Consider the following 13,109-nt stretch of genomic DNA (forward strand, 5'->3'; position numbering starts at 1 on the left):
GTGAACTTTTGCTCAGGAAATGAATCTGGCAGTAATTGGCTGTTAAATAATTTTAGACAGATAGCTGACAGTGATTTCCAAATCTTTTATAAGATTATGATTGATATTGCCTTCAATACCTAATGTTCCCTGATAATGTATGGAATCTATTTTTTGTAAATAGCTTTCAAAGGAAATATGTCCCATGCCTGGAAAGTATCGATTATTGTCTGAAAGGTGAATATTCTGATAACGGCCCTGATAAAGGTCCAGCGCCTCCAGTGGGTTGCTTTCTTCAATATTCATGTGATATGTATCTGGTAAAACAGACAGCATTTGCCCTCCTACGTGGTCCGTTATTTCAACCGTATCTTGTAACGTATTAGCAACGCCGGATTCATAACGGTTAGTGGCCTCCAAAAGAATCGGGACCTGATGGCTTCGCGCAAAAAGTTCCAGCTGGGTTAATGAGTCTTCCAGGTAAAGAAGAGCATGGGTTTTATCGTATAAAGGGTTATTCTTGAAATAACCGATGATGATACCGGAATGGCATTCGCCGGCATACCGGATATTTTCTTTGCACCCCTCAATGCTTCTTCGCCGGAGGTCAGAATCCGATGAAGATAAGGAGAATCCGCGCTTCTTTGCATAAGCGCCGGTTGCAATATAAGTCAGATTCAGTTGATAAGTATTTAAAAGTGAAAGTAAAGTTTTGGGTGACAGTACTTTTAAGTCCGGCAAGTTCAGTTCGATTCCATAGAGACCATAATCAGACAGTTGATGCAGTAATTCTAAAAAGGTTGGCATCTCAATGGAATCGCTGTACGTACACTGCAGTGTAACCGGATTTTTGCTGTTTTTTAATATATTCTTCATTATAAAACTCCTTAGATGAAAAGTATGTATACATATATTGATTTATCAATTATCAGTTAATATAGTATAATATAATTATAGGAAAAGCAACAAAATATAGTAAAAACTTATTAATATATAAAATAAAGATGTGTGTATACATAAAAAATAAACAAAATAAAATTGACAAGAAAAAAACATGTGCTATAATAAGTTTATCATATGAAATAAAGGGAGGTTTTTTAATGAAATTATTAAAGAGAGCGGCAACGGCAGCGGTAGCAGTTTCTATGGTGGCATCTTTAATTGCTTGTGGCGGTGGGGCACCGACCCAAGGAACAACTAAGGATAATCAGAAGCAGGAAAGTCAAAGCAACAATGCAGCACCGGATGAAAAAGAAGTTACACTACGTTTTTCCTGGTGGGGTGGGGATTCCAGACATGAGGCCACACAGAAGGCGGTTCAAGCATTCATGTCAAAGTACCCTAATATTAAGGTTGAATGCGAGTATGGTGCATGGGATGGCTGGACTGAAAAATGTGCAACACAGCTAAATGGCGGCACTGCACCGGATTTGATGCAGGTTAATTGGAATTGGTTGTATCAGTTTTCCGGTAACGGCGCTGCATTTGCTGATATTAACAGTCTGTCAGATATAGATTTAAGTGGATTTCCGGAGAAGATTTTAAATCAGTGTGTAGTTGCGGACAAGCTTCAGGCAGTTCCGATCAGCACTACCGGCAAATGCTTTTTTTGGAACAAGACTACCTTTGAAAAGGCTGGTTTGGAAACTCCGAAAACCATTGATGATTTGATGAATGCAGGGATGGTATTCAAAGAGAAGTTAGGTGATGATCATTATCCCCTGGCGATGTATCAATATGAGAGAATGCTTTTGATGCTGTATTATCTGGAAGCCAGGTATGGAAAAGAATGGGTAATGGATGGCAAGGTTAACTACACTCTGGATGAGGTAAAAGAAGGACTTGACTGGATTTGTTCACTGGAAGATGCTCATGTGCTTCCTAAGATCGAGCTGCTGTTAGGTGATGGCGCCACCATTCTGGAGAAGAACATTAAATGGTCCAATGGTACTTATGCAGGATTCTATGAATGGGATTCAGCAAATACCAAATTCCAAGAGGCTCTTGAGCCGGAGCAGGAATTTGTTCTGGGAGACTTTATTACAGGTATTGGAGACCATGATGCCGGACTGACCAAGATTTCCCAGTGCTTTGCTATTACTGAAGCATCCAAACATAAAGAAGAAGCGGCTCTGCTTTTAAACTTCCTGATGAATGATCCGGAAGGTGTTGAAATTATGGGTCTTGAGAGGGGGATCATTGTAAATGAGACTTCAAAAAATGTACTGCTTGAAAAAGATATATTAAGTGGTTTGACATATGAATCAAACAATGCAGTGTTAAAGGTGGCAAATTTTACTTTTGATCCCAACTTCGAGAATTCTGAACTGAAAGATACCACTGGTGTTTACTACGAGGTATTTGAAAATATCAGTGCAGACCATACCTCTACCGGTGACATGGCACAGTACTTAATTGATGAGACTGAGCGTGTACAGGCGGAAAATCCATACTAATATATTGTCAGGTTATAAAAATAAAAGGGCATGTGGAATATTTCTGTTAAGTGCCACATGTCCTTTTTGGAGGAGAAATCACATGATTTTTGAAGAATATTTCAGAGACTATCTCGTCAGATTTGCACAAGATAATAAACCGCTGTGGAATTATGAAGCAGGCGTAATCTTGCTGGGAGCCCAATGGATGTATGAAGCAACGGGAGAGAAATTCTATAAGGAAAGAATCATAGAATTCATGAATCATCACATTTTGAAGGATGGAACAATTAAGTATCTGGATGTGAATGAGCTTAATTTAGATAAGATTAATTCCGGGAAAATTCTGTTCTTTCTGTATGAGCAGACTGGTGAGGAACGATACAGGAAAGCGATAGATACATTGATGGATATGCTTCGCCGTCACCCGAGAACCTCAACGGGAAATTTCTGGCACAAGATGATTTATCCGTATCAGATCTGGTTGGATGGCTTATATATGGCATTGCCCTTTTATCTTGAATATGAAACCAAATACAATCAGAAAGAAAACTATAACGACGTTTATTCTCAGATGCAGAATGTGAGACGTCTTATGTACAGTGAAACATATCGCCTGTATTATCATGCCTATGACGAGAAAAGGGTGATGATCTGGTCAGATAAGCAGACCGGGCTATCTCATAATTTTTGGCTGCGTTCCATAGGCTGGCATCTGATGGCTTTAATTGACCTGTATGAAATATCATCAGAGGAAGTGTTTGAGCAGCATAAACAGTACTCGATCTGGTTCAAGGAAGCCCTAAGGGGTATTTTAGAGTATCAGGATCAAGAATCAGGATTGTTCTATCAGCTGATTGCATTGCCGGATATTGATGGAAACTATTTAGAGACTTCAGGAAGTGCAATGATTGCTTACAGCATTTTAAAAGGATGCAGGCTTGGCGTACTTCAGGAAGAAAAATACCGGGCTGCAGGAGAGAGGATTATGATGGCATTGCATGATCAGAAAATGGTCTGCATAGATGGAAAATGGCATCTGAAAGATATTTGTGAAGTAGCGGGCCTGGGACCAAAAGATGAGCGGGACGGAAGCATTGTTTATTATTTGTCAGAGCCCATTGTATGGGATGAAGTGAAAGGAGTCGGAGCAGCCATGATGGCTTATGCAGAGTATTTAAAGCTGAAGGCCCTGGATCAGGAAGGAGTGCCCCTGTGAATCAAGCATCATTTAAAAAGTTTTGGAAAACCAATAGCGGATATGCATATCTGTCTATTTGGCTGATAGGTTTTTTTGCATTTAAGTTTTATCCATTTTTATCATCCCTTTATTACAGCATGACCAACTATAACTTATTTAAAGGAGAAACTCAATTTATTGGATTGCAGAACTATGAGTCCATTATAAATACGGCGAAATATGTAAAATCATTTGCAGTTACATTTAAGTACGCATTTATGACGGTTCCCCTAAAACTGTTTTTTGCGTTGTTTATTGCTTACATTCTGAATTTTAAATTAAAAGGGATTAACCTGTTCCGTACTATTTATTATATTCCGTCTATTTTGGGAGGATCTATTTCAATAGCGGTATTATGGCAGTTTCTATTTCAGAATGAGGGATTAATCAATATGATAATCAGACTGTTTGGTGGAGCTCCCATTAATTGGCTTGGCAGCAGCACTTATGCGCTGCTTGTTATATGCTTACTCCGTGTATGGCAGTTTGGTTCTGCGATGGTAATCTTCTTAGCGGCGTTAACGGGCGTTCCCCAGGATCTTTATGAAGCGGCAGCTATTGATGGCGCTGGAAAGTTTACACAATTTATTAAGGTCACTGTTCCGATGATTACACCGGTTGTATTCTTTAACCTGATTACTCAGCTATGTCAGGCGTTCCAGGAATTTAATGGGCCGTTTGTCATTACCAATGGCGGGCCCCAGGGTTCCACGACATTGATTTCTATCCTGATTTATCAGAATGCATTTAAGACTTATAAGATGGGACTGGCAAGTTCCATGGCATGGCTGCTGTTTATTATTGTAGCAAGCTTGACTGCAATATCATTCATTAGCCAGAAATACTGGGTATATTATGGGGATGAGGAGAGGTAGAGATAAAGATGACAAGAAAACAAAAAAGTGCATTGAATTTATTTTTTCGTTATTTTGTATTGATTGCCATCGGAATTTGCATGATTTATCCAATGATTTGGATGATTGGCGCTTCTTTCCGCGACAATAATGCAGAGATTTTCAGCTCTATTGGATTTATTCCTAAGAATCCCACCCTTCTCGGTTACATAGAAGGCTGGAATGGAACAAACTATTCTTATGGGCATTATATGATTAATACTTATAAGTTTGTGATTCCAAAAGTAATAGGGACGGTAGTATCTGTGACCATTACGGCATATGCCTTTACTCGCTTCCGGTTCAAAGGAAGAAAATTCTGGTATGGGTTGATGATGGCAACGCTGTTTTTACCACAGGTTGTATTAAACGTTCCGCAATTTTTGCTGTTTACCAAAATTGGCTGGGTAGACAGTTATCTTCCGCTGATAATACCCAGCTTTTTTGCATGTGATACATACTTTGTATTTATGATGATTCAGTTCATGAGATCCGTACCCAAGGAACTGGAGGAAGCTGCTGAAATTGACGGCTGTAATTCGTTTCAGCGCCTGATTCTGATTATGGTACCCATGGTTCAGCCGGCAGTGGTATCCAGCGCACTGTTCCAATTTATGTGGTCATCCAATGATTTTATGGGACCCCTGATTTACATTAATGCTACCAGGAAGTTTCCGGCAGCATTGGGACTCCGGCTGTTTATGGATACAGAAACCGGATTTCAATGGAATAAGGTACTGGCATTATCAATTATTACGATTTTGCCGTCTTTGATTGTATTCTTTCTTGCCCAGGATCAATTCGTGGAAGGTATTTCTGCAGGCGGAGTGAAAGGATAAGATAAAGGAGATGAAATATGGAATTTCAAGTGATTTTTAAAACCTCCAGAAGATGTACAATTGAGCTTCTTCATCAAGGTATTTACTATACGAATCAAGAGTATGATGTGTATTTGGATGGTAAAAAAATAATGACTTCTAATAAAGTAGTGCAGACAATTAATGACTTAAAGCCTGACACTTTGTATCGGCTGGAAATCCGAATGGGAGACCAGGCTGCAATGAAAGAGATTAAGACTGACTACGAATATGTGACTTTAAACGTTAAAAAGTTTGGCAGTAAAGGTGATGGGAAACATGATGATACAGTCTTTATCCAGGCAGCAATTAACTGCTGCCCGGAAAACAGCCGGGTATACCTTCCAAAAGGAGTTTACAAAGTATCGTCACTGTTTTTAAAGAGTAATATTACCATCGATTTTGCGGAGGGTGCAGTACTTTCTGCCTATACCGATAGGGATAAGTTTCCCATTCTTCCCGGCTTAATAGAGAGTTATGATGAGATGGAAGAATACAATCTGGGTACTTGGGAAGGAAATCCTCTGGAGATGTTTGGCAGCATTATCACCGGTGTTAATGTATCCAATGTGGTTATTACAGGACAGGGTACTATAGATGGAAATGCCAGTTTTGACAACTGGTGGAAAGACAATGGCCGTGAGAAGGTTGGTGGAGCTTTCCGCCCGCGCATGATTTTCCTGAATCATTGCGAGAATATTACGGTACAGGGGCTTACGATTCAGAATAGTCCGGCATGGAATTTACACCCTTATTTCTCCAATGATACACGGTGGATTGATATGCGGGTACTGAATCCAAAGGTTTCTCCCAATACGGATGGAATGGATCCGGAGTCTGTGGATGGCCTGGAAGTAGTGGGTGTCTATTTTTCTCTGGGCGATGACTGTATAGCTGTGAAGTCCGGAAAGTTTTATATGGGACATAAATATAAGGTATCATCTCAGAACATTAACATTCGTCAATGTTACATGTGCCATGGACATGGCTCTGTCACGCTGGGCAGTGAAATGGCTGCTGGTGTGAAACATATGGTGGTCAGAGATTGTATTTTTGAAAATACAGACCGTGGGCTACGTATAAAAACAAGGCGTGGAAGAGGAAATGATGCGGTTATTGATGATATTTTATTTGAGAATATTAAGATGGATGGAGTATTGACACCATTTGTAGTCAACTCTTATTACTGGTGCTGTGATCCTGATGGACATTCTGAGTATGTGAGTACCAAGGAACCGATTCCGGTAGATGAGCGAATCCCGTTTATAAAAAAGCTGACATTCCGTAATATTGAAGCTCATAATTGCCATGTGGCAGGTGCTTTTATCTATGGACTTCCGGAAGCTAAAATTGAAAAAGTTACCTTTGAAGAAGTTTCCATAGATTTTGCCGAAAACCCTACTCCGGAGTATCCGGCAATGATGGCAGGAATCGAGCCTTGTGCTAAAAAAGGAATCTATATTAATAATGTCAGGCATCTCATAATGAAAAATGTAACAGTAATAGGGGCTGAAGGAAAAGAAATAGAAATATTGAATGTAGATAAAGTTGAAAAAGCTGAATTGGAAAAGTAACTTCTGGTGCAAAGAGTGAATTGATAAAAATTAAGCCATTAAAGAAAATAAAATTTACATCTTTTATCAAATATCATTGTATGTTACAATAAGTAACCAGAGATGAGTAAAACAACCTGATTAAAAAATGAAGTTTAGCAGTCACATGCCCCAGACTGTCCAAACCTCACAAAAAAGATGATAATATTAGTTTCTATATAAACCCGCAATCCGTTTTAACAATTAAATTCAAGCGAAAGAAACGGGAGCGTAAAACTTTGCAACAGAGTGTGAAGTAAGATGAAAGATGTCTTTGATGATTTCCTGGCGACAGATAACAACCAGTCCCTTTCACAGATGCTGTTGATTTTGACAACTTAATTTTACCGGTTGGAGCTAATTATTTCTATGCATTTGGAGTGATAAAGAGGTCAGCCAAGTCTTGTAATCTGCATAAAGGCTGGATGTACGGAGCTTTTCTTATGGCTATAACCGGTAATGGAAAAGGAGGAAAGAAATTGAGAGAGGATAAGAAATCTCTGGTTGACGAAGCTTACGAGAGAGTCCAACAGAAAATTTGCGATTTTGAGTTGGTTCCTGGACAGATAATTTCTGATTTCATATTGAGTAAAGAGTTGGGGATGAGTCGTACTCCTATTCGAATGGCACTTCAGAAACTTGAGAACGATGGACTGATTTATAATGGTGGTGTCGGGCAAAGTTATTCCGTCTGTGAAATAACTGCTGAAGATATTGTGGATCTGTTTGATGCCAGATGTGGCATTGAATTAACCGCTTTGGAACTGATGATGAAACGGAATATCAGTAACGAGGATATTGCTTATCTTAGAGAAGTTAATCATCTGATGGAAGTGGTAAATAAAAAGGGGCATATTAAACAGCAGTTTTATTATGATCAGAAGTTTCATGATAAGCTTGTGTTTCTTTCAGGGAATTCCAGAATCATAAGATTCCACGAAAGTTTATTACTTCAGTTTACCAGGATGCGTGTTCTGTCTTATTTGGAAAGGTCTTATCAGGATAAAGCATTTCATGAGCATGAGAAAATTATTTGTATGTTGGAAGAAAGAAGTTTGGAACATGCGCTTCAGATACTAAGAGATCATATTGAGAGTACAAAAGTAAACTATATTTCACTTATTACAAATAAGCTGAATACAGAGGCCTTGGGAGTTTTGAGTTATGCAATGAAGAATGACAGAAATTGAAAATAGATTATTTGTTAACAGTTAGATGACCGGGTGATCAATCACAATCAATCACCCGATCATGGGTTATGCGCTGAGAATCTTAGAACATATGTGGAAAATAGTACTTTGCTTGCTCAAAGACTTCTGCCGGGTTTTCGGCATAATGATGCAGGATTTTGGACGTTTTTTCCAAAATATAATTTAAGGTGATTAAAAATATCATCTCGAGCTTGTTTCGGAGTCTCATAATGAGCATTCGGTATAAGCTCTTTTTTATGGTCTTATAAAATGATTCCATAAGCTTGATTAAACGCATTGATAACCAGTTGGTCATTTATTTTTGTATCCTTTGCCTGCTCAACAACTTTGATGCTCTTTGATATAATGGAATTTTATGTTTTCTTCATATTCACTTAACTATGTGTCTGCTTTATTATACCGTATCCACTTCTCCAACAAAGAAATCCCCTGATACAAAAACGCCGAAACAATGCACGGGATCACGATACTCATCACAACAAGATCCATCTGGAAGAGTTGTGGGTACGGAACGATATGGTTGGGGATGACAGCGTTTTTAATTTGCAAACTTTTCTCTTATACGGCAGCCTCTTTCATATGCCTGGCTCAAATAGGAGGCAAGGGGAATGTTCTTATATTCCGGTTTTCCCAAGATGGAAAGCTCTAAAGTGAGCGGTCCCTCATAATGTACCTCATTTAATTTCTCGGCATACCAGTCCCAGTCGAGAATTCCGTCAAAAGGAAGCAGGTGGCGGTCATCCCGGTAATCGATGTTCCCGGGCTGTGTCACTCCAAGATTGTCATGGATGTGAATGCATTTCAGGCGGGAACCGAATTTTTTAATCATGTCAATGTGAGGGGTATAGCATGCATTATGGCCGCAGTCCCAGCAAAAACCATGAAAAGGATCTGTGATGCATTCCATTACGGCATCAATGTGTGGGAGTGGCTCAAGGTTTTCGAAACAGATATGTACATTCTTTGATTTTGCGTAATAACATAATTCAGAAAACAGATTCAGCCCTTCCTGGGAAATGTCGGGAGCGGTGTTGCCTACTGTTACGTGCATAACACATTTGTCTACCTGGATTTTTCTGCAGGCATTAATGATGGTTTTTAAATAAGTTAGATATTCTTTCCCGGCAGAACCGGCTTCCCAGAGCCGGTTTGCATACTGGAACGGAGCATGTATGGTCTCAAAATTAAGCTGGTTTTTTAAAGCTTCCTCCGCCCAGAATTCAAGGGGCTCCCTACCGGTGAATGTGGTAAAAATACCATTGAAACCGGCCTCTTTAATAAGTTGAAATTGTTCCTCCACCGGCATTTCACTTCCGATAATAGTGGAGATATTGATGTCTCTCATGATTTTCCTCCTGTTTTTCAAATTAATATATTAAGTTCATGATAATTCCCTGCGGATAATCACCGTATTTCTCACCAAATAAATTAATACCTCCTATATATCTGGCGTCTTTTTTTATGGCTATGATCAGAGAAATATATGGATATTTCTCCAGTTCCAGATCTCTGATATGCAGATCCGGATTTATAAGCGTTCTGTCTAAGTATCCGCCGTCTTCCCTGACAGAAAACGTTTTTAACAGGCCATACTGAGTTCTCCCATTGGACCATGCAGCAGGCGTCAGACGCCCCCGTCTGGCCCCGAAATCGCCGGGCGAGCAAAAAGTAGTGATTTCGTGCCCATTTACTGAAATTGTAATATCGGAGGGCCAATCTTCCAGATAACCGGGTGCCTCTGAACATAATTCCATGGAAAATGAAATCTCATGAAGATTCAGCAAAGGATTGATCAGATTTTGAAAACGATATTCAATAAACCCCTGCTGAAACCATAAAAGCTGAGCCTTCATGCGGTAAGGAGAATAAAACGAAGTAGGACTATCGTAGGTGTCAATGGCCCCGTTTTCATCTGCCAGTCCACATGTGGGTTCCACCTGACACTGAAAGTAATTGCCGATGGGCATGTCAACAACGATGGTGTTATCCACAACATCCAAATCAGAATCAAAGGTTTCCAGGGTAAATGTCTGTATGCTGCAGATGCATACCCGCATGGAACCATGGTTTCCGGGCTGGGTTTCCGTCACTACCATTCGGGCTTCTTCCAGACATTTGATATGGGCGGCGGTTGATGATACAGGAATAGATAAGATAGCAGCAATTTCCTGTATAGACAGGGGGGTTGTTTTTAACAAATTTAATATATTGAGCCGGACCGGAGAGGAGAGTGCTTTCCCAATCGAAATAATATGACTGTGATGAGTGAGGTTACTTAGGTTTAATGCGATATCCCGTTCACCAATAATTTTAACAGGAGCTTTTTGTTTTTTCATAGGAATCCCTTTCTTACATTATTACATTATTTTTGGAGTTAAAAATGGCTATTAAAAACAAGAAAAATGGAATGAAAAATAAAATACAACAAATGAGAATGAAATAATTTATACATTATATACAAAATAAAACTATTTATACTCGTTATATTGACGAATAGAACAAAATATGGTACTATTTGCTTAACAAAAATACAGTAATAATCTCACTACAGGTGAGAAACCATTACTCATTTATTACAATATTATTATAATAAACAACGGGAGGATTTTCAAGTAAAATTTTAAAAGAAAAGGAGAAAAACATGAAAAAACAGGCGGTATTATTATTATCCACATTGATGGCTTTTTCCATGACAGCATGCGGGGGAGCCCCTTCTTCGAAAACAACGACAGAAAAAACTGAGGCAGCGGCGCAGGAGACAGCACCTGCATCCGATGGGGCAAAAGGAGATGAACGGACAAAGATTACCTTTATTAATGGATTTACTGGCGGTGACGGACCTTTTATGAGAAAAATCGTAGACGGTTTTAACGAATCTCAGGATCAATATTTTATAGAACAGCTACAAGATGCAGATCATTATACAAAATTTAAATCCGATCATTTTGATATGCTGATCATCCATGCTGACTGGATCTCCACTTATCATGCATTGGGGCTCCTCAGGGAGGTATCGGATCTGTATGACAAAGCCGGAATATCTTTTGATAATGACTTCCATCCGATCACTCAATCCTATGCGAAATATGATGACGGAGTCTTTGCCTTTCCATTGGATCTTTATGCAGAAACTTTTTACTATAATAAGGAACTGGTTGACACTCCGCCAAAGAATTATGACGATATGATAGCCCTGCGCGATAAGCTTGATTCTGTAAATACCGGTATTTATCCCATGGGAATTCCTCTGACAGGAGATCAGCAGTGGGCATGGATGACTGCCCTTGGCCAGTCTGGATGCAACTGGGTCGAAGGAGATCACATCAAGATGGATACCGAGGAAATCTGCGATGCGTTTATGAAGGTACATAATCTGATTTATAAAGACCACCTCAGTGCAAAAGGGCTGGGAGACCAGGATCATTACAATACTTTTGTGAATGAATCTGCGGATAATGCAAGCGTTAAAAGTGCCGTATGTCTGACAGGTCCCTGGAATTATACGGCAGCGAAAGAAATTCTGGGCGACAATCTTGGAATTGGAGTTCTTCCTCAGTTATACGGAGATACGCCGTGCGTACCTGCCGGCGGACATACTTTCGGTGTATCTGCTGATGTGACGGACCAGAAAAAACTTGATGGTATTGCGGCATTTATGAAATATGCATATCAGCCTGATGTGATGCTTAACTGGGCAGATTCCGGTCAGGCGCCCATCCATCTGGCAACCATGGAAAAAGTGAAGGACAACCCGGACAAATATCCGGTTGCAAATGTTAATTACGGAATATTTGATGATGCAATGATCCTTCCCGCAATTTATAATATCCGCGAACAGGTCAAATATGTGAACTCAACAGTCTGGGCACTGGTGCTTCAGGAACCTGAATTAACCAGAGATCAACTGATGGCAGAACTGAAGAATGCAACGGATATTGCTATTGAGCTTTCGGAACAGTAATCAATAAATTCAGTTAAGATAACGAGTTTTATAGAAAGTAAAGGAAAATTATGAAGAAAAAAAGTATGGCTGTCTTGTTTATAGTACCTTTCATTATCTTTTTTATTATGTTTTGGCTTATGCCGTTTGTATATGGCGTTATCATGAGCGTAACCAAGTACAGCCTTGTAAAGGGAAATCAGGGTTTTGTTGGATTGGACAACTATATCAAGATACTATTTTCTTCTTCCATGTATCACAAGGCATTTTTGCTTGGTTTAAAAAATACCCTGATTTTTGTAGGGGCGACGACACCTTTTCTTGTAGTAGGAAGCCTGGCTCTGGCACTTTTGCTGGACCGGCTTCCCGGGAAGGTGAGAGGAGCGTTCCGGACGATATATTTTGTATCTTATTCTGTATCGGTAACAGCGGTAACCGCCGTTTTTATATGGCTTATGAAAGGAAACGGCGGATATCTCAATAACCTGATGCTCAGCATGGGAATTATCAAAAAAGCGGTCCCATGGCTGGAACAGCAGCCGTTTGTGTGGGTCTCACTGACAGCCGCCACTGTATGGTGGACAATCGGCTATAATATGATGTTGTTTGTAAATGCCCTGAATGAAATAGATATGCAGTTATATGAAGCGTCAGCCATTGATGGCGCCGGTTTTTGGACACAGCTTAAATACATTATTTTTCCGGGGATTAAAAATGTATTTTTCTTTGTGCTTATGACTACGATCATCGCCTCCTTTAATGTATATGGCCAGACCAGGCTGATGACTAAGGGCGGGCCTGGTGAAACGACAAAGTCTTTAATTATGGTAATTACATCCACCATTATGGACCGGAACGATCTGGGTGTCGGAAGTGCCATGACAGTATTGATGGGGATCGTGATTGTGCTTTGTTCAGTTGGTCAGTATTATCTTACCAAAGAAAAAGAAGAATTAAGGTAG

The 13,109-nt window shown here is 39.7% G+C and carries 11 protein-coding genes; 8 read left to right on the top strand and 3 right to left on the bottom strand.

What is annotated here, in order from left to right; genetic code table 11:
• Positions 1-42: 42 nt before the first annotated feature.
• On the bottom strand, positions 43-855 hold the full coding sequence (locus tag ACYVD3_RS20400; protein WP_460644330.1) for a TIM barrel protein: 813 nt from the start codon (positions 853-855) through the stop codon (positions 43-45).
• Between the two features lie 224 nt (positions 856-1,079).
• On the opposite strand from ACYVD3_RS20400, the gene ACYVD3_RS20405 reads away from it, so the two are divergent.
• From ACYVD3_RS20405 to ACYVD3_RS20430, 6 genes are all read left to right on the top strand, one after another.
• Complete coding sequence (locus tag ACYVD3_RS20405; RefSeq protein WP_460644331.1) at positions 1,080-2,435, top strand: ABC transporter substrate-binding protein; 1,356 nt, start codon at positions 1,080-1,082, stop codon at positions 2,433-2,435.
• 82 nt (positions 2,436-2,517) lie between these two features.
• Positions 2,518-3,633, top strand: coding sequence for a glycoside hydrolase family 88/105 protein (locus tag ACYVD3_RS20410; RefSeq protein ID WP_460644332.1), 1,116 nt, complete (start codon positions 2,518-2,520; stop codon positions 3,631-3,633).
• Positions 3,630-4,529: a carbohydrate ABC transporter permease gene (locus ACYVD3_RS20415; protein WP_460644333.1), complete on the top strand. Its 900-nt coding sequence runs from the start codon at positions 3,630-3,632 to the stop codon at positions 4,527-4,529. The genes ACYVD3_RS20410 and ACYVD3_RS20415 overlap by 4 nt, the downstream gene beginning before the upstream one ends.
• Before the next feature lie 8 nt (positions 4,530-4,537).
• Positions 4,538-5,386: a carbohydrate ABC transporter permease gene (locus ACYVD3_RS20420; protein WP_460644334.1), complete on the top strand. Its 849-nt coding sequence runs from the start codon at positions 4,538-4,540 to the stop codon at positions 5,384-5,386.
• Between the two features lie 17 nt (positions 5,387-5,403).
• A complete protein-coding gene (locus tag ACYVD3_RS20425) occupies positions 5,404-6,978 on the top strand; it encodes a glycoside hydrolase family 28 protein (RefSeq protein ID WP_460644335.1) in 1,575 nt (524 codons plus the stop codon).
• A 497-nt stretch (positions 6,979-7,475) separates the two neighbouring features.
• On the top strand, positions 7,476-8,186 hold the full coding sequence (locus ACYVD3_RS20430; protein WP_460644336.1) for a GntR family transcriptional regulator: 711 nt from the start codon (positions 7,476-7,478) through the stop codon (positions 8,184-8,186).
• A gap of 559 nt (positions 8,187-8,745) precedes the next feature.
• On the opposite strand, the gene ACYVD3_RS20435 is transcribed toward ACYVD3_RS20430, so the two are convergent.
• Both ACYVD3_RS20435 and ACYVD3_RS20440 read right to left on the bottom strand, forming a co-directional pair.
• The gene (locus ACYVD3_RS20435; RefSeq protein WP_460644337.1) at positions 8,746-9,552 is read right to left on the bottom strand and encodes a sugar phosphate isomerase/epimerase family protein; all 807 of its coding nucleotides are present in this window, start codon (positions 9,550-9,552) and stop codon (positions 8,746-8,748) included.
• Between the two features lie 22 nt (positions 9,553-9,574).
• On the bottom strand, positions 9,575-10,543 hold the full coding sequence (locus ACYVD3_RS20440; protein ID WP_460644338.1) for an ArsR/SmtB family transcription factor: 969 nt from the start codon (positions 10,541-10,543) through the stop codon (positions 9,575-9,577).
• A gap of 305 nt (positions 10,544-10,848) precedes the next feature.
• Between ACYVD3_RS20440 and ACYVD3_RS20445 the strand changes: the two genes are divergently transcribed.
• Positions 10,849-12,168: a type 2 periplasmic-binding domain-containing protein gene (locus tag ACYVD3_RS20445; protein WP_460644339.1), complete on the top strand. Its 1,320-nt coding sequence runs from the start codon at positions 10,849-10,851 to the stop codon at positions 12,166-12,168.
• Positions 12,169-12,311: 143 nt separating this feature from the next.
• Positions 12,312-13,109, top strand: coding sequence for a carbohydrate ABC transporter permease (locus ACYVD3_RS20450; RefSeq protein WP_460644340.1), 798 nt, complete (start codon positions 12,312-12,314; stop codon positions 13,107-13,109).

The sequence above is a fragment of the Lacrimispora brassicae genome, assembly GCF_054772055.1.

Coding starts and splice junctions, on each gene's coding strand:
- ACYVD3_RS20400 (WP_460644330.1), bottom strand. CDS start 855: ATGAAGAATATATTAAAAAACAGCAAAAATCCGGTTACACTGCAGTGT.
- ACYVD3_RS20405 (WP_460644331.1), top strand. CDS start 1,080: ATGAAATTATTAAAGAGAGCGGCAACGGCAGCGGTAGCAGTTTCTATG.
- ACYVD3_RS20410 (WP_460644332.1), top strand. CDS start 2,518: ATGATTTTTGAAGAATATTTCAGAGACTATCTCGTCAGATTTGCACAA.
- ACYVD3_RS20420 (WP_460644334.1), top strand. CDS start 4,538: ATGACAAGAAAACAAAAAAGTGCATTGAATTTATTTTTTCGTTATTTT.
- ACYVD3_RS20425 (WP_460644335.1), top strand. CDS start 5,404: ATGGAATTTCAAGTGATTTTTAAAACCTCCAGAAGATGTACAATTGAG.
- ACYVD3_RS20435 (WP_460644337.1), bottom strand. CDS start 9,552: ATGAGAGACATCAATATCTCCACTATTATCGGAAGTGAAATGCCGGTG.
- ACYVD3_RS20440 (WP_460644338.1), bottom strand. CDS start 10,543: ATGAAAAAACAAAAAGCTCCTGTTAAAATTATTGGTGAACGGGATATC.
- ACYVD3_RS20445 (WP_460644339.1), top strand. CDS start 10,849: ATGAAAAAACAGGCGGTATTATTATTATCCACATTGATGGCTTTTTCC.
- ACYVD3_RS20450 (WP_460644340.1), top strand. CDS start 12,312: ATGAGCGTAACCAAGTACAGCCTTGTAAAGGGAAATCAGGGTTTTGTT.